The sequence below is a fragment of the Haliea sp. genome, assembly GCF_040222615.1.
Taxonomy (GTDB): domain Bacteria; phylum Pseudomonadota; class Gammaproteobacteria; order Pseudomonadales; family Halieaceae; genus Haliea.
In genome coordinates this window covers 1-20518 of the sequence record NZ_JAVKCQ010000067.1, presented here as the reverse complement: position 1 = coordinate 20518, position 20518 = coordinate 1, and the positions used below count along the sequence as shown (strand labels likewise).

Genomic DNA, 20518 nt, shown 5'->3' with positions numbered 1-20518 from the left:
CCGTCAGTAGCTCTTGTCGAGTTCAAGATGGCGCTGCAGCAGCTCCCAGGCGCCCTCCCGCCGGACCACCCGGTCGTGGTAGACCCCTGCAGTCAGCAGCGAAATCGCGCCATTCTCGGTGGCGAACAGGGTCAGGTTGGACACCACGGCGATGCCCTCCTCCGCGCCGGTATCCGCCGGGAAGAAAATATTCGACACCACGTGGCGCCGCTTGTCGGTCTGCTCCGCCATGGATCCGGTCATCAGCTGCATGATGCCCTCGCGGGATTCGAAGGGACCGATCAGGTCACCCCCGGCGATGCGCATGCTGAAGGAGGCGTCCGCGGCAAAGCTCGCCGCGAGCATCTCAACGTCGCGCTCGTCCAGGGCGTAGGCCGCCCGCGCGAGCAATTCGTGAATCGCGAGTTTTTCGTTGCTGTCGAGTGCAGCGGTCATAGACTGTCTCCCGTTGCAGGCACATCCGGGGTATCGCGCCCGCGACAAGAAAATGTGTGCCCGCTATTTTCATTATTGTTGGTCCAAAAAACCTGATGCGAAATCATAGTTCCCTTTTGAACATTATTCAAGAAAAAAATGGCGTGCCAAATCTGGACAAATCCGTAGCCGCCTGTGGGCTTAGCTGCTACAGTTTCCGGCCATGGAAAATTCTCCCAAAACAGCGCGCCGGAATTCAGCCAACCCCGTGCCGGGAGACACTCCCGCTCGGCGCGACGGTCGCGGCGAAAAGCGCCGCCGACGCATCTACAAGTCCCTTCACGACTGCATCATCAACAAGGGCTATGTGAAGACCACCCTCGCCGATATCGCTGAGGGTGCGGGCATGACTGCCAGTCACCTGCTGTATTACTTCAACGGCAAGGAAGCGATCCTGGAGCAGTACTTCGCCAACGTGGCGGTGCGATTCCTGGAAAGAATAGAGTCCTTCTCACAGCATCCACCTCGGGAACAGGTGGAGATGCTGGCGGATTTCTGGTTCCGCGGAGAGACCAGCACCCGTCTCGAGATCGGGTTCATGCTGGAATGTTTCGGCGCCGCGGTAAACGACGACGTCCTCCGCGTCACCAAAGCGGATTTCGACAGCCGCTGCAAGGCGCACCTGATGGAGGTCTTCCGGGCCGCACCGGCCCTGGTACTCGACAACGAGAGCGACTCGGCGGAAATCGCCTACTCGATGATGATCGGTCTGCGCTCCGCCGTGTACTTCGATGAGGATATCAGCCTCGACCGCGCCCACCGCCTGTTCACGAACGCCGTGAACAGGATGTGCGGCTTCGGAGCCTGAGCCACTAGCGCAGGCGCGGCAGCACCTTCTCCGCGATGTAGCGCAAGCGGCGGTTGCCGGACTCCAGCGACTCCCCGGGAAACTGCGCCCAGAAGTGAATGTCGCTGATCAAGGGGTAGTCCCGCACCAGCTTGCTCAGCTCGGCAACCGCCATATCCGCGTCCCACATTTGGTAGAGACCGTTCTCGATGGCAGTGAAGACATCGTCAAACAGGGTGGCTTTTTCCGGTGGGCCGAAGGCTCCCCATTTGATGTACTCGTTGGTCTGATACAGGATGTGATCGCCAATCCTGCGCGCCTCGGCCTCCGGGTCCTCGGCGATGATCGCCCAGCAGCCCATGACCACATTGCCCTGCTCCAGGGTCTTGCCCTGGCTCAGCAGCGCCTCGCAGTAGTTGTCGATTCCCAGGCCGCCGGTGCAGAGAAAACCGTCGGCAACCCGCGCCGCCCGCTCGATCGCTGGCGGCGCCATTCCTCCCAGCAGGATTTTCGGCGCGTGCACCGGTGCGGGCGTCACACTCAGGTCCCCCACCGTGAAGCGCTTGCCGCTGAAGTTCACCGGCTTGCCGGACCAGCTGCGGCGGATGACTTCAATACCCTCCTCCACCAGGCTGGGACGATGTGACAGCTGGCGCCCGAACTGGTCGAATTCCAGCTGCCGGTAGCCGATGCCGACGCCGAGATCGAAGCGGCCGCCGCTGAGCAGCGACACCGTGGCGCAGTCCTCGGCCATGCGCACCGGATCGTGCAGCGGCAACAGCATCAAGTTGGTGCCGATGTGCATGTCGCGGGTGCGGGCGGCAATTGCCGCGGCGAGCACCAGCGGCGACGGGGTATAACCATCGTCGCAAAAGTGGTGCTCGGTCAGCCAGGCCGAATCGAAGCCGAGCTCTTCAGCGGCGGCAATCTGGTCCAGCCGGCTGGCGTAGAACTGTTCGAAGTCCTCACGCCAGGGCGCGGGATTGCGGAAGTCGTACCACAGGCCATAGTTGACAGATGAGGTCATGATTGAATTCTCCGGGGATCAGGCGATTTCGGCAAGAAAGGCGAGCAGGTCGCTGTTGTAGCGCTGCGTCTCTTCGATGAAGGGCGCGTGGCCAACTCCCTCGTATTCCACGACCCGGGCATTGGCGTTGTTCGCCCCGACCCAGCGGCAAATATCCGGGGCGACAAATACATCTTCGGTCCCGACGAACGACAAAATCGGCAGCTCCAGACCGGCGAGTTGCTGCCGCTGATCGAGCTGCGCCAGTTGGCCCAGTGTCACGTGTGCCATGGGCGACGCCGCGCAGAACACCTGCCACATCCAGTTGACGAGCGGCTCGCCGACCTCTTTCGCGCAAACTGCGTGCGACAGGCCCGCCAGAAACCCGATGCGGTCCGCTTGCAGCGCCGCTATCGTGCCCGCCATGTCTTCGTCCGTGCCGCCGGCCTCGAAGCCCGGCTTGCGGGTGTAGATCGGCGTCGCACCACCGGTGAGCACCAGCCCGGCACAGCGCTTGCCCAGACGTTCGGCCGCCTCCACCGCCACCGCGCCGCCCAGGGACCAGCCGTTCAGTACTACCGACTCGAGACCCAGCTCTGCCACCAGCGCCACAACATCACCCGCGATCGCGAGAATGCCCATGTCGGCGAAGTCCTTGTCGGAGCGCCCGCATCCACGATGGTCGATCATCACCACCCGGTGCCCCGCGGCCAGCAGAGCCGGCAGGGTGTTGTCCCAGGCCCGGCAACTGAATCCCCAACCGTGGATCAGCAGGATTGCGCTGCTGCCGCTGCCGTAGTCCTCGTAGTAGACGTTCTTGCCACACTCGGTCGTCAGGTAAGCCATAGTCTTATTCCTTCTTGCTGAGAAGCCGTTTTATGTTGGACTCGTAGTCATTGAATATCGCCGGCAGGTCCAGGGCTTCGGCATTCACCAGCCACTGGTAAATGATGCCAAAGATAAACGCGTTGAACTGTACCGAAAACTGTTCCGGGTTGATAACGGGGTCAATCTCACCGGCCTCGATGCCGCCGCGAACCCAGCGGGCGGCGTCCTCGCGGTAGACCCGGTGGTGGTCCGCGAGCTTGCTGCGAATCCTGGAGTCGTGGCCGAGGGACTCGTACCAGAGGATGTACATGGCGCGCATGTAGTTTGCCTCTGCGGTGAGAAAATCGCGCAGCGCGTCCAGCGCCGCCAGTACCGCTTCAATCCCGGTCTTGCCACCGACATAGCTCGTCAGGTGCTCCTTCCAGCGGCCATCGAAGCGCACGAAGAGTTTGTTCAGGAAGCCCTCTTTCGAGCCAAAGCGGGAGTGGGCCAGGCCGCGGCTGTAACCCGCCAGCTCACCGATCTCCTTGAGCGTTGTGCGCTCGGTGCCGCGCTCAATAATCAGCTCAATGGCGGCCTCGAACATGCGCTTGTCCGATAGCGCCGTGCGCTCCGCCTGGGTTCTGCGCCGGGTCGACGACTCCGGCCCCTTTGCCTGTGGTCTCATCAACTGTTCTCCCCGATGGCAACCTTCAGGGCAAAGGTTGCAGTTATTTTATTGTTTCTATTTCAAACTCTCCGGCGGCGTGCTGCAGGCGCAGGAGTTTCTTGTCGATTTTACCGACACTGGTTTTGGGTATCCCCGCCACAAACGCCCAGTATTCGGGAATCCAGAACTTCGCTACCCGATCATGGAGAAAGGCGCGCAGCTCGGCGGCGCCTATTTCGCTGTCGGTCACCAGGATTGCCAGCGGCCGTTCCTGCCAGCGCTCGTCACCCGTGGCGATGACCGCGACTTCCACCACCGAGGGATGGGCCAGCAGCGCGTTCTCCAGATCGACAGACGAGATCCACTCGCCCCCCGACTTGATGACGTCCTTGGTCCGATCGGTCAACTGGACGAAATGCCGGTCGTCGATGTGACCGACATCGCCGGTGCGCAACCAGCCGTCACTGGTAAAGGAGTCCGGAGCACTGTCCTTGTAGTAGGCGCCTGTCACCCAGGGGCCGCGCAGCTGCAGCTCACCCACATCGCGGCCATTGTGGGGCAATGCCCGACCTTCTGCATCCACCACGCGGACCTGCATGCCGGGCACCGGACGCCCGCTCTTGGCGCGCCAGGGCGTTTCGCCGCCTGGCCCCGGATCCCGGGGCGGATGGGACAGGTGGCACAGAGGGCTGGTTTCGGTCATCCCCCAGCCCTGCAGCACCGGCACGCCCCAGCGATCCCGGGCGGCGTCAATCAGCGACGGTGCCACCGCGGCGCCGCCGCAGACGAGCATGCGGAAACTGCTCATGTCCAGCCCGCCCTGCTGGGACGCGCGCAACAGATCACCGAGGATCGTGGGCACGGTGGCGGTAAAGGTCGGACGGTTGGCGCGGATCATGGACTCGATACCTGCCGCCTGCAGATGCGGGCCAGGCATGATGAAGTCGCTGCCGCTCATCCAGCCGCTGTAGGGCAGGCCCCAGGCATTGGCGTGAAACATCGGTGGCAGCAGCAGGATGCGATCCCGTTCGTTGATGCCAAAGGTGTCGGTCGCCCGGGAGGCGAGGGAATGCACAAAAGTCGTCTTGTGACTGTAGACCACGCCCTTGGGATTGCCGGTTGTGCCACTGGTGTAGCAGACCGCCGCCGCGGCGGTTTCATCCAGTTCGGGCCAGTCAAAGCTGCCACTCTGGCGCGCCAGCAGCGCATCGTAGTCACTGGCGGCTATGCCGCCCACAGCGCCGTCCGGTCCGTCTACCAGCAGAATGTGCTCGACCGTTTCCAGCAGGGGCACCACGGGCAGGAATATTTTCTCCAGGCTGGCATCCAGGATCACCACGCGGTTGCCGGCGTGATTGATCACATAGGCAATCTGCTCCGGCGACAGACGGATATTGACCGTGTGCATGATTGCGCCCATGGAGGGGATCGCCAGATAGGCTTCCATGTGCGCCAGGTTGTTCCAGCTGAAGGTGGCAACGCGATCGCCCCGTTCAATTCCCAGAGCCTGCAGCGCCAGGGCCAGGCGCTCCGCCCGCTGCGCCACCTGGCGGTAGGGGGTCCAGTGGGTCTCGTTGCCGTCGAAAACACCTACCCGGCTGTCGGGGAACACGGCGGCGCCGTGCTCCATGATCATCCGCACCGTCATTGGCAGGTGCATCATTGTCGCCATCATGTTCAAACGTCTCCTTACCAGCGACCCTTGGCCGCCGCTTCCGCCTCGGCCAGCAGGGCCGGCACATCGTACTCAAGACCGCGGGCATAGGCGGAGTCCACCTTGCCCTGGCGGTAGAGCGCATAGGCGCCTTCGACAATCGCTGCCAGACGCCAGAAGGCGAAACACAGATAGTAATCAAGATTGGCAAGGGAGTAGCCCGTGGCTGCTCCCCAGCGCCCCGCCAGCGCTCGCCGGCTGGTGATCCCGGCGCGCCGGCTCACCGCCTGGATATGCTGGAACCCGGGCGGGTCGAGATCGCGCGGGCCCCAGAACATCAGGAACAGGCCGAGGTCGGCGAGAGGGTCGCCGATAGTCGCCAGCTCCCAGTCAATCACCGCAGCGAGCCCGGGCCGATCCGGATGCGACAGGGTATTGTCGAGATGGTAGTCACCGTGTACGAGACCGACGGGGCCGTCGGCGGGCAGGTTGGCCAGCAGCCACTCCGCGAGCTCCTGCAGCAGGGGCAGCTCGCGCACCGGCGCCTCGGCCCGAACCGCTTGCCAGCGGGTGATCTGGCGGTGCAGGAAATTGTCCGGATTGCCGAATTTCTCCAGCCCGATGTCGCGCCAGGGCGCCCGGTGGATGGCGGCCAGCTCATCGACCAGGTCCTCGCCCAAGCGGTTGACGCTGGCGGCACTGTCGGGATAAGCCGGCGGCAGGATATCGGTAATGGCAACGCCGTTGACGTGGGATACCAGCAGGAACGGCCGGCCGATAACCGCCGGATCCTCGCACCAGCCCATGACCTTTGGCGCCTTGACATGCCCCTGGATGGCACGCAGCACCGTGGCCTCACGCTCTATGCCGCGGTGCGCCGTGGCCGATATGGTATTTTCCGGCGGCGTACGCAGCACCAGCGGGCCGCTCTCCGTTTCCAGCAGCAGTGTCAGGTTGGCATTGCCACCGCTGAGCGCCCGCGCGACCCTGGCGCCCGGCATGCCCACTTCGGCGGCGATCCACGCCGCCAGCGGCTTGTCGAACGGGTGCTCACTCATCCCGGGACTCCGAAGCTGCTCAGCAGGCCTCCATCCACCGGCACGAAGGCACCGGTCATATAGCGGGAGCGGGCCACCCACTCCACCACCTGGGCGATCTCCCCGGGCTCGCCGTAGCGCCCCAGGGGAATGGTTTTGCGCATGGCTTCCAGCGCCTTCTCGGACAGGCCACCGGTCATCTCCGTCAGCACCAGACCGGGAATCACCAGGTTAACGGTGATGCCGCGAGCAGCGAATTCCACCGACAGCGCCCGTGTCAAACCCGCGAGGCCCGCCTTGGAGGCCGCGTAGGCGGAGTCGCCCGGAAAACCGCGGAAGCCGACCACGGCGCCGACATTAATGACGGCACTGCCGGCCCCGAGGTGGGGGTCCGCGGCACGGATGACATTGACTGCGCCGCGAAGATTCACGTCGAGCACGCTGTCCCAGTCATCCAGGGCGATGCGACCGATGCGGCCGCCGCGGTGCAGCCCGGCGTTGTTCACCACCACATCAATGGTGCCCCAGTTGGCGACCACCGCCGCCACCGCCGCGTTCACCGCCTCGGCATCACTGACATCGGCACGACAGGCCATGCAGTTTTCGCCCAGCTCATCTGCCAGGCCTTCGACATCCGCGCCGCGGGCGAGAATTGCCACTTTGTCACCTGCGCCAAGCGCACTTTCGGCAATCGCCCGGCCAATGCCGCGCGACGCCCCGGTAACGAACCAGATTTTTTGGTCTACCATTGTATCGAGTCAACCTGAGTGAGTTTATTATTTGCTTGTTTGCATCTAACAAGTCTAAACTAGGCCCCGCTCAAGTCAAGCAAAAGAAATATTGCCGGCGACATTACACCGGTCACAGGACTGGCGTCAGAGGCTCAGAGCCCCCCGACGCCCGCACTTACAAACCCGCAATAAAAGGATACCACCGTGAGTTGGAGCTTTGAGACTGACCCTGAATTCCAGCAGCAGCTGGACTGGATTGCAACCTTTACCCGGGAAGAAATTGAACCACTCGACCTTGTCTTCCGTGGCCCCGGGGACCCCTGGGATCCGAATTCCCCTGCCGCAAAGGCCATGGCGCCGCTGAAGGAAATCGTCAAGCAGAAGCGCCTGTGGGCCTGCCATATCGGCCCCGAGCTCGGCGGCCAGGGCTATGGCCAGGTCAAGCTGGGCCTGATGAACGAGATACTCGGCCGCAGTCGTTTCGGCCCCAGCGTCTTCGGTTGCCAGGCACCGGATTCCGGCAATGCGGAAATTCTCGCCCACTTCGGCACCGCGGACCAGAAACAGCGCTTCCTGCAGCCCCTGCTGGACGGCAATATCGCCTCCTGCTATTCCATGACCGAGCCCCAGGCCGGCGCGGATCCAGCGGAATTCACCTGCACCGCGACCCGGGACGGGGACGAGTGGGTCATCAACGGCGAGAAATGGTTCGCCTCGCATGCCCGCTTCTCCGAGTTCCTGCTGGTCATGGTCGTCACCAACACCGATGTTCCCATCCATGAAGGCGCCTCTATCGTCCTGGTGGAGAAAGGCACCCCGGGGATGGAAATCCTGCGCAACTCTGCAGTGGGCCCCTATGTCGAGCAGGGTGACGGCGTCCACGCCTACATCCGCTTCACCAACTGCCGGGTACCCGCGGACAACCTGCTGGGCGAAGAGGGCAAGGGCTTCCTGGTGGCCCAGACCCGCCTGGGCGGCGGCCGCGTGCACCACGCCATGCGCAGCGTCGGCGTGCTCCAGAAGGCCATGGACATGATGTGCGAGCGCGTCCTCAGCCGCACCACCAAGGGAGAACCGCTGGGCAGCAAGCAGATGACCCAGGACAAGATTGCCGACTCCTATACCCAGATCCTGCAGTACCGCCTGCACGTGCTTTACACCGCCTGGCTGATCGACAAGTACAAGGAGTACAACCGCGAAGTGCGCAAGGAAATCGCCGCGATCAAGGCCGCGACGCCGAAAGTGCTGCAGGAAGTCATCTATCGCGCCATGCACCTGCACGGCAGCCTGGGCATGTCGGATGAAGTGCCGCTGATGACCATGTGGGCCAACATTCCGGAGCTGGGCGTGGTGGACGGCCCCTCGGAGGTCCACAAGATCACCGTGGCGCGCACCGTGCTGCGCGACTACAAGCCGGCCCCGGGCCTGTTCCCCACCTACCACACGCCCACCCAGCGGGAAGCGGCCATGAAGAAGTACGGCCACTTCCTCGATCAGGCGTAAGCTGCAAGCCTCGTCCAGCCAGGGGCGCGCCCTTCCGGCGCGCCCCTAGCGGGGCACACTGATCTCCAGCCGGGGCATTGCCTCCGGCATCCCCCCCAGCGCCACCGCGCAGCGCGATGAGCCGTTGAACCAGGCCACCAGCAGCGACAGATGCAGCAACTCATCTTCCCGAAATGCAGCCAGCAGCGCCTGCTGCAAATGCCCGGGAATTCCGCCAGGGTCGAGATTGTACTGGTCGACAAAAGCCACGATGAGCCGCTCGCGCTCGCTGAGGCCGGCGGCGGGATCGTCCCCGCGAATGACCTGCACCTTGTCCTCGGTGAGCCCGTCGGCAATGGCCACATCGTAGCGCACTGCCTGGCACAGCACACAGCCGGTGTGGCGGGCATTGCGCAGGCGTGCCAGCTCAACCTCCGCTGCGCCGAGCGGCCCCGCGTCCCAGATCGCCGCATTCAGCGCCAGGTAATGGTCCAGAGTCTCGGGCACGATACCCAGTGCCGAATCCCGGATGACATTGCCGGTATTGCCCGCAGGCGGGCTCACCCTTGCCGCACTAGTCATGCTGCCTGCCTCCCACTGGCGCTGCCCGCCAGATCAAACCAAGTCGAATAAAGCCGTCGAATACGCCCAGCGCCTGTAGCAGCGCCACCAGGCCGGCCTCGCCAAAGTGCTCCTTGACCGCGTCGGCCTGGGCATCGGTCACCGCTCCGCAGTCCATTGCATACACCTCCGCGAGTTCGAGACAGGCCCGCTCCCCCGCCGAGAACGATGCTGCACGGTGCCAGTGCTGCAACTGTTCGCGCCTGTCGCTGGCCAGCGGATATTCCTCCAGCGCGAAGTCCGCCTCGCTGCGATGCAACTGCGCCAGACGCAGGCGACACATTTCCACAATCTCCGGCGGAAGTTGCGGCAACCGGTAGAAACTCGCGTACAGGCGCTGAAACTGCACGCCTATGCCGGGCAGGCGGCCCATGGTCTGTTCGCGATCAGCATTTGCTGCAATCCAGTTCATCCGCCCAGCTCCTTATCTGCCTGGTCAACATGACTCACACCGGGGCGCTCAGCCACCGAAACCTTCCCCTGCGGGCGCGTCGGCCATTCGCACCAGCCTGCTGTCCGCCACCGCCAGTTGGCGGTGCACCACGGCCTTGCGATAGTCCTCATCCGTCACCATCGCCATGAAGGCGCCGGCATTGGGGTAGCGGGCAATGAAAGCGATATCCCAGCGTTCTTCCGCGGGCCCTATGACCACACATTCGGGCCGGCCGCGCCAGACGATCGTGCCCCCCAGACGCTGGAAGATCGGGCCGCTTGCGCGCCCGTAGCGCGCGTAGGCTTCGGCGCCGGTTACTGTTTCTCCGTCGGGGTAGCTGCTGCTGGCATTGAGCCGGATAAGATTCAGCATCATGACCGGAGTATCCCGCGGCAGTGCCTTGAACTGGTCAAACTGCTCGCGGGTGGGATCGACATTGTTACTCATGATAGGTAGTGCCTCTTGTAGTATGGGAGAGCGGCCCTGCTTGCCGTGTGCGCCTCGACTTTACACCCGCAGGCCGAGTGAGTCCCGCGCTTCACGGGCCAGCGACTCGCGGAAATCCGGATGGGAGATAGCGATCAGGTCCGCCGCGCGCTCGCTCAGGGAGCGGCCGCGGAGTTCGGCCACGCCATATTCGGTGACCACGTAGTCCACCTGGGCGCGGGTGGTGACCACCCCGGCACCGCGCTCAATCGCGGCCACGAGACGCGACACTGCACCGTGCCGGGCCGTACTGGGCAGGGCGATGATCGATTTGCCGCCTTCCGAATACATGGCGCCCTGGACGAAGTCGACCTGCCCCCCGACACCGGAATAGATACGGTAGCCCAGGGAGTCCGCGCAGACCTGGCCCGTGAGGTCCACCTGAATGGCGCTGTTGATGGACATGACATTCTTGTTCTTCGCGATCACCACCGGACTGTTGACATACTCCACATCCAGGAACGCCACTTCCGGGTTGTCATTGACATAGTCGTACAGGCGCTGCGAGCCCATGGCGAAGCTCGTCACCACCCGGCCCCGGCCGATCTTTTTACGGGCATTGGTGACCACCCCGCTCTCCAGCAGGTCGAGAACACCGTCCGAGAACATCTCTGTGTGCACACCCAGGTCCTTGCGGTCACCGAGGCAGGCCAACGCCGCATCGGGAATGGCGCCAATACCCATCTGCAGGCAGCTGCCATCCTCCACCAGGCTGGCGACGTGCTCCCCCACGCGCTGATCCACCGTGGAGGTCTCGCGATTTTCGTGCAGCAGCAGCGGCGCGGCCTCGGCGTAGGCATAGTCGATCCTGTTGAGATTGATAAAGGTGTCGCCGTGGGTGCGGGGCATGTTGGGGTTGATATGGGCAATAATACGGCCCGCCATATCGCAGGCCGCGGCTGTCGCCTCCACCGATATACCCAGGGAACAGTTGCCGTGCTGGTCCGGCTTTGAGACCTGGATCAGGGCGGTATCCACCCGCTGTTCCCCGCGCCTGAACAGTTTCGGGATCTCGGAGAGAAATATCGGCACATAGTCAGCGCGGCCCTGGTTGATCAGCTCGCGAGTCACCTTGCCGGCAAAGAAACAGCGGCTGCGCAGGTGCCCTTCCAGTGCCGTTGCCGCCAGCGACTCGGCATGTTCCAGATGCAGCTGCAGAATGGTGACGCCCTGCAGTTCCTGCGCCCGGGCAACGAGGGCTTCCAGCAGCACAGTGGGCGTGGCCGCCATGGAGTGGCTCCAGAGAAACTCACCGGAGCCAATGCCGGCGACGGCCTCCGCGGCGCTATTGACGAATCGGGTCACTGACAGCTCCGTAGTTGATCAACCCTGGCTGGTAGCTTTTATCATACCGGATTCCGGGCACGCGCAGCGAAAGCAGCTATTCTTGTAACATGAAAAAGACCAGCGCGATCCTCTGGCAAGATGCCCAGCATCAGGTACTCTTCGAGATTCTGGACATGATTGCCGAACCGAATGCGGGCAAGGACGTTCTCCGTCACCTGCACGACTACAGCGAGCAACACTTCGCCCTCGAAGAGCGCTACATGATCGCGCTCGACTACCCCATGACGGCCAGCCACATCAAGGCCCACGACCGGTTTCGACAGGAAATCAGCTCACTGCTGGAACTGGGAGAAGCGGACCCGGCGTTCCGCGCCGCGGTCTCGACTTTTCTGACCGAATGGCTGAAACGCCACGTGCTGGGCATCGACAAGGACCTTGAGGCGTTCATCCTCGCCGCCGACCTGAAATAGCGTCTACAGGCGCAGTTCGGCGATCAGCCAGGCCTTGTCGGTGTCGCGGTAGCCGGAATCGGTGGCATCGAACCGGGCCAGCTTGAACTGCAGCGACAGTCGAGGACTCACTTTCCAGCCCAGCAGCAGGTCTAGCTCCCGCCCCAGCCGTTGGCTGCGCCGGTCACTACGAAAATCGTGGTACACGGCGGCCCAGCTGATGACACCCCGGTTGCCTGAGATCCCCAGCCAGCGATCGCGCAGGCCTTCACCCGGGGTCACCAGGAACGCGTCCGCCCAACCCTGGAACTTGTGCAGCGTCGCCAGAGGCGTTCGAAACCCCACCCCGTTGTCCCCACCCAACACCTCATACCCGGCCCGCAGGTTCACGGCGGGCAACGCCCAATCTGCCTCCAGGTTGTGGTATTGCGCGCGGAAATTCCCGGGGTTGTCGCCAATGTCATGCTGGCTGGCCCAGCTGGCCGCAAAGGTCAGCGCCCGCCACTGGCCATTGTATTCCAGGCCAAGGGTTTGATTGGCGTTGGCAACGGTCAGCCCGCTACCGAAAGCGCGACTGGGGTCGATATCCAGACGATAGGCAAAGGCCGCGACGGTGTGCTGCGGGTGTGGACTCCAACTACCGCGCAGCAGAGTGAAATCGCCGTCCCAGTCGGCGGGCTGGGCGCCGTCATCCGGGCCGAATACCCGCTGCACCCGATTCACGTAGCTGGCATCCAGAGTTGCGGCGGCCCCCCGCCACTGTACACGCAGTCCATCGTAGGTCTGTTCATTCTGGCGCCAGCCGACATTGCCGACAAAGCGCTGGCTGCCATGCAGGATACGCTGCCGGCCCGCCGTGGCGTGCAGACTGCCGCGACGATAATCCAGCTGCGCGCGATTGACCTCGGTGCCTTCCGGATCCGCCACTACCGGATAGTCGCCGCGGCCGTTAACCGTGGAGTTGTAGCGATCACTGCCCAGCGCGGTGACGTCGTCCAGCTCCAGCTCAACGGCGAACCCTGCCCGCGGCGCGGAGGCAAGGCTGACCCGAGAACGCAGGGTGGACGCCAGCGCTGATTCCGGCAGGCCGTCCTGGTCCACATGCTCGAGGCGGTAGCGAAAGCTGACCGCCACAGTACCGTTACGCACCATGTCCTCCAGCCCGCTGGTATCGGCCCGGACAGGGGAGTGCACCACTGCGGTGGCGATCAGGACCGCAGCCATCAGGAAATGATTGAATGTCAGCATGGTGCAGCAAACAGGTCTGCCGCCGGAGCGTCAGACCTGTTTGCCGGGTCTCCTGTCAGTATACGTCTTTGCGCGTATTGTACACGTTGAACTTGCCGGTGGGCGTCACCAGGCGAGGATCCTTGATCACATGCTTGAGGGCCCGGCTCTTGTCGTCGACCACCACGATCGCGGAGACCTGCTCCATGCCATTCCAGACCGAGAACCAGACCTCATCGCCGGCGGCGTTGAACTCGGGCTGCACGACCCGCGCAGGGCCCTCGCCTACCCCTGCCCACTCGGCAATTGGCAGCACCTCGTAGCCGGCACCGAAGTCGTCGATGTTGTATACCGCCACCGACTGGCTGACACTCTGTTGCGGATGCAGCGTGTTATCTATCCACAGGTTGCGTGACTTGGGGTGCGTTTTCACGAACAGGGAACCGCCGCCCTGAGCCGACAGCGTCCTGACAACTTTCCAGGCATGCTGGGGATGGCCTTCCGGATCCGTGCCGATAAAGGTGACGTTTTCATTGCCCAAGGCGGAAGTTACCCAGACCGGCCCGAATTCGGGATCGACCAGATTGGCGCCACGACCGGGATGCGGAATCTTGGTGACATCCACCAGTGCCTCTATTTCACGCTCCTTGGAGTCCACCACCGCAATCGTGTCGGACTGGTTGGCTGCGGTCAGGAAATAGCGGTGGGTGGAATCCCAGCCGCCATCGTGGAGAAAGCGCGCGGCCTCCAGAGTGGTCACCGACAGGGCGTCGAGGTTGCTGTAGTCCACCAGCAGAATCTTGCCGGTTTCCTTCACGTTGACGATGAACTCGGGGTGCTCGTGGGAAGCGACGATCGCCGCCACCCGCGGTTCCGGGTGATATTCCTGGGTATCCACCGTCATGCCGCGGGTGGAGACGATCTTGCGCGGTTTCAGGTCAGCACCGTCCATCAGCACGAATTGCGGTGGCCAGTAGGCTCCGGCGATGGCAATCCTGTCCTCGTAACCCTCGAATTTTGACGTTTCTACCGAGCGCGCCTCCAGCCCGACTTTCACCGTCGCGACCTGGCGCGGTGGATTCATGTACAGATCGATCATGTCGATCTTGGCATCACGGCCTATGGTGTAGACATAGCGTCCGGAATGGGAGGCGCGGGAGATGTGCACCGCGTAGCCGGTCTGCAGCACGGCGATGATGTCCTTGCTGTCGCCGTCGATCAATGCAATTTCGCCCGAATCGCGCAGGGTTACCGAGAAAATATTGTCGATGTTGTAGCTGTGCTGCGGCTGGTCGGGCCGCTCCGACTCAGGAACCAGGACCTTCCAACTTTCCAGCATCTCCGGCATGCCCCATTCGGGAGGTGCCGGCGGCTCATGCTGCAGGAAGCGCGCCATGATATCGATCTGTTCGTCAGTGAAATCACCCGAGGTCCCCCAATTGGGCATGCCCGCCGGAGAACCGTAGTTGATCAACACCTTGAGAAACTCGGTACCGCGCTGCTGGGTGATGTCCGGTGTCAATGGCTTGCCGGTGGCGCCCTTGCGCAGCACACCGTGACAGCCAGCACAGCGTTCGAAATAGAGCTTCGTGGCGTGGTCATATTCATCCTGGGTCATATCCGGCGCTCCGGGCGAGATGACCCGCTTGACGTCGCCCAGCGGTACCGGCGCGCCTTTATAGGCCATCTCGCCGGGGGTAACACCGGGGTGATCGGACTCCTCCTGCTCCTGTGCCACCACAGCCACTCCCAGCCCCAGTGCTGCTGCCAGCAGGCAGACACCAGCGCGTTGCTTCCAGTCGTTTCCAGAAATCCTCATTGCCAGCTCTCCTTTTCCGCAATGGCAGTCCCACCGCTTTAAGATGCATTTTATAGTCCTGTTTTAGTTCAGGACATGATGCAGGTCAAACCGGAGTCCTTTCCCCGGCATCCGTGGCGATCACCGGGCCGGACCCGGCGCGGTTGCCGCTGCGCTTCTTGCGCTTGCGCACCAGCGGCGGGCAGCGGTGTTCATCCCAGTAGGTTACCTGGCACTCGAGGCAGTAGTGGCACTCGTTGTCGACGATCTCACCCGTTGGCCGGATCGCCGCGATCTGGCACTCGTTGGCGCAGGTCTGGCAGGGGTGGCCGCACTCCACCCGCCGGCGCAGCCAATCGAAAACCCGGAAGCGGGTGGCAAAACTGAGCGCGGCACCCAGTGGGCACAGGTACTTGCAGTAGAACTTGCTGTTGAAGACGGTGACTGCCAGTAGCGCCAGCGCGTAGAACACATACGGTGGCGGGCGCTCGAAATTCATCACAAACACGGTCTTGAAGGGCTCGATTTCCGCCAACCGCGCGACATCGGTCATCGAATTCAGGGCCAGGCCACAGATCGCGATCAGCAGCAGGTATTTGATGGCCCAGAGGCGCTCATGCAGTGCCTGGGGCAGCATATAGCCGGCAAATCCGAGCCGGTGGGACAGTTTTGACAGCAGCTCCTGGGCCGCGCCGAAGGGGCACAACCAGCCGCAGTAGACCCCCCGCCCCCACAGCAGGATACTGAGGGCGACAAAGGCCCAGAGCAGGAACACGACCGGATCGAGCAGCAAGCTGTCCCAGGAGAAGCCGCCAGCAAGATTGCGGGCGAATCCCAGCAGGTTCACCACCGAGAGCTGCGCATGCCAGAACCAGCCGATGAACACCACGGTGAACAGCAGATACGCCAGCCGCAGGCGCTGGAAGAAGACCTTGCGCTGCACCAGCCAGTCCTGCAGGAACAGCACCAGCAGCAATATCACCAGCGCCACCAGCAGCACGATCACCCTGAGCTGGTGCTGCTGCCAGCTCCAGTGCCAGTCCGGCACCGCGGCAGCCGCCGGACCGGTATCGGCTGCGGCTGCGGCTGCGGCTGCGGCTGCGGCTGCGGCTTCGGATGCGGAGCCAGCTGCCGGTTCGGCAGCGAGCTGCGGCAACTGTTCCCGATACGCTGTCAGCACACGTTCCGCCGCCTGCGTTACGGTGCGGGTTATCACCATCGCGGTGATGGTGGCACCACTCAGGCCGTCGATGCCGACGTAGCCTGTTCGCCCGTGCGCCCCCACCCGGATGCGAGCATCCGCCCGCTTGCCGTCAAACTGGGAGACAAACGCCTGCAGGTGGGCATCGGTGATACCCACCACCAGAATCGGTTCCTGATGTGATCTTACCCGGACTGCGCGAATCAGGCCGTCCGGTGCGAGGGCGACCAGCAGGTTGACCGGTGAGCCCGAGTAGGCGGGGATGCGGACAAAGTCGTCGGTCTGGAACAGCAGCGCAGGCGCGCCGCTGACATCCGCCACCCGGTACAGGCCGGAAACAGCGGCAACCGGCTCCAGCGCGGCCGCCGCCGGCAGCACCTCGCGCGCATCGGCCAGCGTCAGCGCCGCCAGTGACCACGGTGACCCCAGCAACAGCCACAGCAGGGCTGACAAATGCAGGCAGACACGCACACTTTGCCAATGATTCCGCATGCAACCTTCCATGAACAAGCTGTAGCCATCATAGACAGGCTCTTTTAAGATGCAAATGATGTGCATCATTTTATTGCAGCAGAGTCTGGGGTTTACTGTGCGCATGACACCGTGGCTTGCCTTCATGCTTTGCGCCCACCTGAACACGGCGGCCAGTGAGCTGGTGAACGAGCGTCTCACTGCATCGGTTGCAGCCAAAGAGGCGCACTGGGGTGTCGACTGCCGCGCACAGCAATGCCAGGATCCACAACCCGCAGGTGACCACCAACATGACTGAGCGAGCAACCGGCGCGCATGCACCCGGGCTACGCGCACTGACACTGGCCTCGGCACTGCTGCTGGCACCTGACCTGGGCGCTGCCGCCAGCACCGACAACTTGCTGGAGGAGGTGGTGGTGACCGCCAGCCGGGTCCAGGAGCGCCTGCTGGACAGCAGTGCCAGCATCAGCGTACTGACCGCGGAGGATCTCGCCCGCATGACGGGCAACGGGGTGGCGGACTTCCTGCGCGATGTACCCGGGCTGCAGGTCACCGACTCCGGCCAGGCCGGTCTCAAGCGCATTCGCGTCCGCGGCGAGGCGTCCCGGCGCAGCGCCATCCTCGTTGACGGCCATGAACTGTCGGATCACAGCGAGGTCGGGACGCCGCTGACCATTCACCCGGACATGCTGGGGCGCATCGAGGTGATCCGCGGCTCGGGTTCGGTCCTCTATGGCTCCAAGGCCCTCAGCGGCGTGACCAACCTGATGACGCTCAAGGGCGGCAGCGCGCCACTGCAGGCAACAATCAAGGGCGGCTATGACGGCACCACCGGCGGCGACACCCTGTTTGCGAGCGTGCACGGCGCCAGCGGCGGCTGGAGCTACCGCCTGGCGGCGGCCGAGAGTGAACATGGCCAGCGCCGAACTGCGGCGGGACGGGCCGAGGATACCGCTTTCGACCATCGCGGCCACTATGGCTTCCTGGAGCGGACCACCGGCAGCCAGAATATCGGGTTGACCTGGGACCGCTTCGAGTCCAGTTCCGAGGTATACGTGGAGGAGGCGGCCCGCACCACCTTCCCGCTGACGGACTTTGCGCTCAACACACCGCAGCGCGACCGGGAGCGTTTCGGCCTGGACTACCAATTCGAGCCCGGGCAGGGTCCACTGGACCTGCTGACCCTGTCCACCTTCCGCCAGGAAAGCCTGCGCACTTTCATCAGCAATACCGAAACCATCTGGTACCAGCGCGATATTGACACCCGCAGCAGCTTGCGCAGTGACGGGCTACTGCTGCAAGCGGACTGGCAACCACTGGGCAACCACAGCCTGATCACCGGGGTACAGTACAGCAACGACAGGGTCAGCCAGCAGCGTTCGGTGGCGACGCGCTCCTGGGTACCGGCCATTGCGACAAGCGGCACGGAGCGGATAGACGACGACGCCACCATTCGCACCGTGGCGGGGTTTGTCCAGGACCGCTGGGCCCTGGGCGATCGCCTGACGGCCATCGTGGGCGCCCGCTACTACCGGGTTGACGGCAAGCTGGACTACAGTGATCGCCCGGGATTGGTCGCGGCTACGCTGGATTCCGATCGCCACCTGGTCGCCTCCGCCGGGCTGACCTGGGCCCTGCAGCCGGACAGTGTCTGGCGCCTCAATGTGTCCGAGGGTTACCTGTACCCCTCGCTGATGCAACTCGCCACCGGGGCCTACGCCGGTTCCAGCTTCGTCAATCCGGCGCGCGACCTGGAGCCGGAAACCAGCGTCAATCACGAGCTCGGCTGGCGCCTGATGACTGGCCCCTGGACCGTGGACGCCGCCCTGTTCTACTCGGATTCCCGGGACTACATCGACCACCTGTTCTGTCGCCCGCAGGACCAGTGCCTGGAAGCAAACGACAAGGTCTATCGCAATATCGGCAGCTCCAGCGCGAGGGGTCTGGAGCTGTACCTGGCCTGGCAGAGCCCCGGACGAGGGGCCCGCCCCTATCTCAACCTGACCTGGATGCAAAGAGAGAATGACTTCGGCGACTTCGACACCTCGGACACCGGCATACCGGCCGTGGCCGGGCGCGCCGGGGTGGTGCTGGAGCCGGGGCTGGAGGGCCCCCTGTCCTCACTGTGGGCAGACCTCTATCTGCGCGGAGAAAGCGCCTCCCGACTGGAGGAGCCCGGCTCGCGGGGAATCATCGTCAGCGAGCGCAGCGGCTGGGCCACGCTGAACGCGGCACTGGGCATGAACCTGGGGCCGGAAGACGGCCTGCTGCTGGCGCTGGAACTGCACAACCTGCTGGACCGGCGCTACCGCGAGTCCAGCGAAAACCTGCTGGCCCCCGGCCGCGGGATCTCGCTCAAGGCCACCTGGAACATCAACTGAGCAGAGGAAGCGTATCCAGTGACTCCATCTCCCCGGGACCCGACAGGCAACCGAATCGCAGCAGCTGACAAGGACGCACCGGGCCGGGGCGCGGCGATCATCATCTACGGCCTCTACCTGGGCGCCATCATGAGTGTGGTCACGCTGCCCCTGGGGGCGCTGCTGGCACACTACAAACTGGGGCGTGGCGCCGCCTGGATCGATTCCCATCTACGCTTCCAGGTCGTGACCTTCTGGCTGCTGCTACTGGCGTCGGCGGCAGCGGTGGGGCTGTGGCAGCTGCTGGGGCGGCTGGCAGTACCGCCACTGACGGCCTGGACCTTCGGCTACCTGTATATCACCGCCGCAGTCGCCTGGTTTATCGGTCGCTGCGGGGTCGGCGTTCACCGCCTGACCGGCAACAAGCCCATCGCCAGGCCGCACAGCCTGCTGTTCGGCTGACGCCACCCCGGGGAGCGCGCCCGCGGTTCAGTGCCTAACCAGCTGCCGGTAGATGGCCGGCAGTGCGGTCGCCAGATGCTCGGGCCGGAACACCACCGCGTAGCCACCGCGGCCGAAGATGCGCGGGAAGTAACCCTGGGATTCGCGGTCGATGGTCACGGCGAATACCCGCACCCCCGCCCGGCGTGCCTCCAGCACCGCGCGCCGGGAATCCTCCACCGCGTAGCGGCCCTCGTAGTAATCCGTGTCGTTGGGCTTGCCGTCGGTCAGCAGCAACAGCAGGCGATGGCGGTTGCCGCAGTCGGCGAGACCGCGGGTGAGGTGGCGGATCGCCGTGCCCATTCGGGTGTACTGGCCCGGACGCAGGGTGGCGATGCGCTGCTCTACCTGGCCCCCCATCGGTTCGCGGAAGTCCTTGAGGGTCGTCAGCCAGACCCGGTCACGGCGCTTCGAGGTAAAACTGTGGATGCTGTACTCGTCGCCACAGGCCGCAATCCCGTGAGCCAGCACCAGCAGCGCTTCCTGCTCGATGTCGATCACCCGGCGGTCATCCACCCAGGCTTCGGTAGACAGGGACACATCCACCAGGATCGATACCGCCAGGTCGCGTTCCAGGGTGCGGGCATCGGCGAACAGGCGGTCGCTGCTGCTGCCCGCGGCCCGCTGGTCGGCGTGGGCCCTGACCACGGCGTCGATATCCAGTTCACCGCCATCGAGCTGGCCGCGCAGCAAGACCCGCCGCGGACGCAGGGCCTCGAACTGGCGCCGCACCCGGCGAATGCGCTGCTGCATGGCCGCGTCCGGTTGCCAGGGCTCGGCCGCGGCTTCCTGCTGGCCGGTGAGCACGGTGCAATGGTCGGGCAGGTGCGCCTGCAGGCGATAATTCCACTCCGGGTAGGTCACTGCCGCCTGCGCGGGGGCACCAGTCACTTCCCCCGGAGGCAGGTCCAGCTCCATGCGGAGCCGCGCCGCCGCCTGTTGCCGGTGCGGGCTGAGGGTGATTTCCTCCAGCTGCTCGGCAGCGGTGCCCGCGTTCTCGTCTTCCTCGTCGTCCACCAGGCGGTTGACGTTGACC

Annotated in this window: 20 protein-coding genes; 5 read left to right on the top strand and 15 right to left on the bottom strand. The window is 64.0% G+C overall.

Annotated features, from left to right (window positions below; translation table 11 throughout):
* Window positions 1-3 precede the first annotated feature (3 nt).
* Window positions 4-435, bottom strand: a complete 432-nt coding sequence (locus tag RJQ10_RS06040) for a nuclear transport factor 2 family protein (protein WP_350144649.1) — start codon at window positions 433-435, stop codon at window positions 4-6.
* 247 nt (window positions 436-682) lie between these two features.
* On the opposite strand from RJQ10_RS06040, the gene RJQ10_RS06035 reads away from it, so the two are divergent.
* Complete coding sequence (locus tag RJQ10_RS06035; protein ID WP_350144647.1) at window positions 683-1282, top strand: TetR/AcrR family transcriptional regulator; 600 nt, start codon at window positions 683-685, stop codon at window positions 1280-1282.
* Between the two features lie 4 nt (window positions 1283-1286).
* Here the strand turns inward: RJQ10_RS06035 and RJQ10_RS06030 are convergent, their stop codons facing one another.
* The 6 genes from RJQ10_RS06030 to RJQ10_RS06005 are packed head-to-tail and all read right to left on the bottom strand — an operon-like array spanning window position 1287 to window position 7184.
* On the bottom strand, window positions 1287-2288 hold the full coding sequence (locus tag RJQ10_RS06030) for an LLM class flavin-dependent oxidoreductase (protein WP_350144645.1): 1002 nt from the start codon (window positions 2286-2288) through the stop codon (window positions 1287-1289).
* A gap of 18 nt (window positions 2289-2306) precedes the next feature.
* Window positions 2307-3113, bottom strand: coding sequence for an alpha/beta fold hydrolase (locus tag RJQ10_RS06025; protein ID WP_350144643.1), 807 nt, complete (start codon window positions 3111-3113; stop codon window positions 2307-2309).
* A gap of 4 nt (window positions 3114-3117) precedes the next feature.
* Window positions 3118-3762, bottom strand: a complete 645-nt coding sequence (locus RJQ10_RS06020; RefSeq protein WP_350144641.1) for a TetR/AcrR family transcriptional regulator — start codon at window positions 3760-3762, stop codon at window positions 3118-3120.
* A 43-nt stretch (window positions 3763-3805) separates the two neighbouring features.
* Window positions 3806-5419, bottom strand: a complete 1614-nt coding sequence (locus RJQ10_RS06015) for a long-chain fatty acid--CoA ligase (protein ID WP_350144639.1) — start codon at window positions 5417-5419, stop codon at window positions 3806-3808.
* 14 nt (window positions 5420-5433) lie between these two features.
* The gene (locus RJQ10_RS06010; protein ID WP_350144637.1) at window positions 5434-6456 is read right to left on the bottom strand and encodes a phosphotransferase family protein; all 1023 of its coding nucleotides are present in this window, start codon (window positions 6454-6456) and stop codon (window positions 5434-5436) included.
* Window positions 6453-7184 carry an SDR family oxidoreductase gene (locus tag RJQ10_RS06005; protein ID WP_350144635.1) on the bottom strand — a complete coding sequence of 244 codons (732 nt, stop codon included), beginning with the start codon at window positions 7182-7184 and terminating at the stop codon, window positions 6453-6455. The genes RJQ10_RS06010 and RJQ10_RS06005 overlap by 4 nt, the downstream gene beginning before the upstream one ends.
* 186 nt (window positions 7185-7370) lie before the next feature.
* Between RJQ10_RS06005 and RJQ10_RS06000 the strand changes: the two genes are divergently transcribed.
* Window positions 7371-8669 carry an acyl-CoA dehydrogenase family protein gene (locus RJQ10_RS06000; protein WP_350144633.1) on the top strand — a complete coding sequence of 433 codons (1299 nt, stop codon included), beginning with the start codon at window positions 7371-7373 and terminating at the stop codon, window positions 8667-8669.
* 45 nt (window positions 8670-8714) lie between these two features.
* Here RJQ10_RS06000 and RJQ10_RS05995 read toward each other — a convergent pair whose 3' ends face one another.
* The 4 genes from RJQ10_RS05995 to RJQ10_RS05980 are packed head-to-tail and all read right to left on the bottom strand — an operon-like array spanning window position 8715 to window position 11493.
* Window positions 8715-9230 (bottom strand): carboxymuconolactone decarboxylase family protein, encoded by a 516-nt coding sequence (locus RJQ10_RS05995; RefSeq protein WP_350144631.1) that lies wholly within the window; start codon window positions 9228-9230, stop codon window positions 8715-8717.
* On the bottom strand, window positions 9223-9681 hold the full coding sequence (locus RJQ10_RS05990) for a carboxymuconolactone decarboxylase family protein (RefSeq protein ID WP_350144629.1): 459 nt from the start codon (window positions 9679-9681) through the stop codon (window positions 9223-9225). The genes RJQ10_RS05995 and RJQ10_RS05990 overlap by 8 nt, the downstream gene beginning before the upstream one ends.
* 48 nt (window positions 9682-9729) lie before the next feature.
* Window positions 9730-10149 carry a DUF1330 domain-containing protein gene (locus RJQ10_RS05985; protein WP_350144628.1) on the bottom strand — a complete coding sequence of 140 codons (420 nt, stop codon included), beginning with the start codon at window positions 10147-10149 and terminating at the stop codon, window positions 9730-9732.
* A 60-nt stretch (window positions 10150-10209) separates the two neighbouring features.
* Window positions 10210-11493 (bottom strand): acetyl-CoA hydrolase/transferase family protein, encoded by a 1284-nt coding sequence (locus RJQ10_RS05980; protein WP_350144626.1) that lies wholly within the window; start codon window positions 11491-11493, stop codon window positions 10210-10212.
* Window positions 11494-11582: 89 nt separating this feature from the next.
* On the opposite strand from RJQ10_RS05980, the gene RJQ10_RS05975 reads away from it, so the two are divergent.
* A complete protein-coding gene (locus RJQ10_RS05975; protein ID WP_350144624.1) occupies window positions 11583-11945 on the top strand; it encodes a bacteriohemerythrin in 363 nt (120 codons plus the stop codon).
* A 3-nt stretch (window positions 11946-11948) separates the two neighbouring features.
* On the opposite strand, the gene RJQ10_RS05970 is transcribed toward RJQ10_RS05975, so the two are convergent.
* The 3 genes from RJQ10_RS05970 to RJQ10_RS05960 form a co-directional block, all read right to left on the bottom strand.
* Complete coding sequence (locus tag RJQ10_RS05970; RefSeq protein ID WP_350144622.1) at window positions 11949-13172, bottom strand: alginate export family protein; 1224 nt, start codon at window positions 13170-13172, stop codon at window positions 11949-11951.
* A 55-nt stretch (window positions 13173-13227) separates the two neighbouring features.
* Window positions 13228-14970 (bottom strand): cytochrome D1 domain-containing protein, encoded by a 1743-nt coding sequence (locus tag RJQ10_RS05965; protein WP_350144620.1) that lies wholly within the window; start codon window positions 14968-14970, stop codon window positions 13228-13230.
* 85 nt (window positions 14971-15055) lie between these two features.
* On the bottom strand, window positions 15056-16642 hold the full coding sequence (locus RJQ10_RS05960) for a 4Fe-4S binding protein (RefSeq protein WP_350144618.1): 1587 nt from the start codon (window positions 16640-16642) through the stop codon (window positions 15056-15058).
* 269 nt (window positions 16643-16911) lie between these two features.
* Here RJQ10_RS05960 and RJQ10_RS05955 point away from each other — a divergent pair, with 269 nt between their 5' ends.
* Both RJQ10_RS05955 and RJQ10_RS05950 read left to right on the top strand, forming a co-directional pair.
* Complete coding sequence (locus RJQ10_RS05955; RefSeq protein ID WP_350144616.1) at window positions 16912-19002, top strand: TonB-dependent receptor plug domain-containing protein; 2091 nt, start codon at window positions 16912-16914, stop codon at window positions 19000-19002.
* Between the two features lie 18 nt (window positions 19003-19020).
* Entirely contained in the window at window positions 19021-19443 is a 423-nt protein-coding gene (locus tag RJQ10_RS05950) for a hypothetical protein (protein ID WP_350144614.1), read from the top strand.
* Between the two features lie 27 nt (window positions 19444-19470).
* Here RJQ10_RS05950 and RJQ10_RS05945 read toward each other — a convergent pair.
* Window positions 19471-20518, bottom strand: a 1048-nt coding sequence (locus tag RJQ10_RS05945; protein ID WP_350144612.1) for a nitric oxide reductase activation protein NorD, incomplete at its 5' end; no start/stop codon positions are given.

Bases quoted from the DNA above. Each gene is read 5' to 3' on its own strand.
- RJQ10_RS06040 (WP_350144649.1), bottom strand. From the start codon at position 435: ATGACCGCTGCACTCGACAGCAACGAAAAACTCGCGATTCACGAATTG.
- RJQ10_RS06030 (WP_350144645.1), bottom strand. From the start codon at position 2,288: ATGACCTCATCTGTCAACTATGGCCTGTGGTACGACTTCCGCAATCCC.
- RJQ10_RS06025 (WP_350144643.1), bottom strand. From the start codon at position 3,113: ATGGCTTACCTGACGACCGAGTGTGGCAAGAACGTCTACTACGAGGAC.
- RJQ10_RS06020 (WP_350144641.1), bottom strand. From the start codon at position 3,762: ATGAGACCACAGGCAAAGGGGCCGGAGTCGTCGACCCGGCGCAGAACC.
- RJQ10_RS06015 (WP_350144639.1), bottom strand. From the start codon at position 5,419: ATGATGGCGACAATGATGCACCTGCCAATGACGGTGCGGATGATCATG.
- RJQ10_RS06010 (WP_350144637.1), bottom strand. From the start codon at position 6,456: ATGAGTGAGCACCCGTTCGACAAGCCGCTGGCGGCGTGGATCGCCGCC.
- RJQ10_RS06005 (WP_350144635.1), bottom strand. From the start codon at position 7,184: ATGGTAGACCAAAAAATCTGGTTCGTTACCGGGGCGTCGCGCGGCATT.
- RJQ10_RS05995 (WP_350144631.1), bottom strand. From the start codon at position 9,230: ATGACTAGTGCGGCAAGGGTGAGCCCGCCTGCGGGCAATACCGGCAAT.
- RJQ10_RS05990 (WP_350144629.1), bottom strand. From the start codon at position 9,681: ATGAACTGGATTGCAGCAAATGCTGATCGCGAACAGACCATGGGCCGC.
- RJQ10_RS05985 (WP_350144628.1), bottom strand. From the start codon at position 10,149: ATGAGTAACAATGTCGATCCCACCCGCGAGCAGTTTGACCAGTTCAAG.
- RJQ10_RS05975 (WP_350144624.1), top strand. From the start codon at position 11,583: ATGAAAAAGACCAGCGCGATCCTCTGGCAAGATGCCCAGCATCAGGTA.
- RJQ10_RS05970 (WP_350144622.1), bottom strand. From the start codon at position 13,172: ATGCTGACATTCAATCATTTCCTGATGGCTGCGGTCCTGATCGCCACC.
- RJQ10_RS05965 (WP_350144620.1), bottom strand. From the start codon at position 14,970: ATGAGGATTTCTGGAAACGACTGGAAGCAACGCGCTGGTGTCTGCCTG.
- RJQ10_RS05960 (WP_350144618.1), bottom strand. From the start codon at position 16,642: ATGCGGAATCATTGGCAAAGTGTGCGTGTCTGCCTGCATTTGTCAGCC.
- RJQ10_RS05955 (WP_350144616.1), top strand. From the start codon at position 16,912: ATGACTGAGCGAGCAACCGGCGCGCATGCACCCGGGCTACGCGCACTG.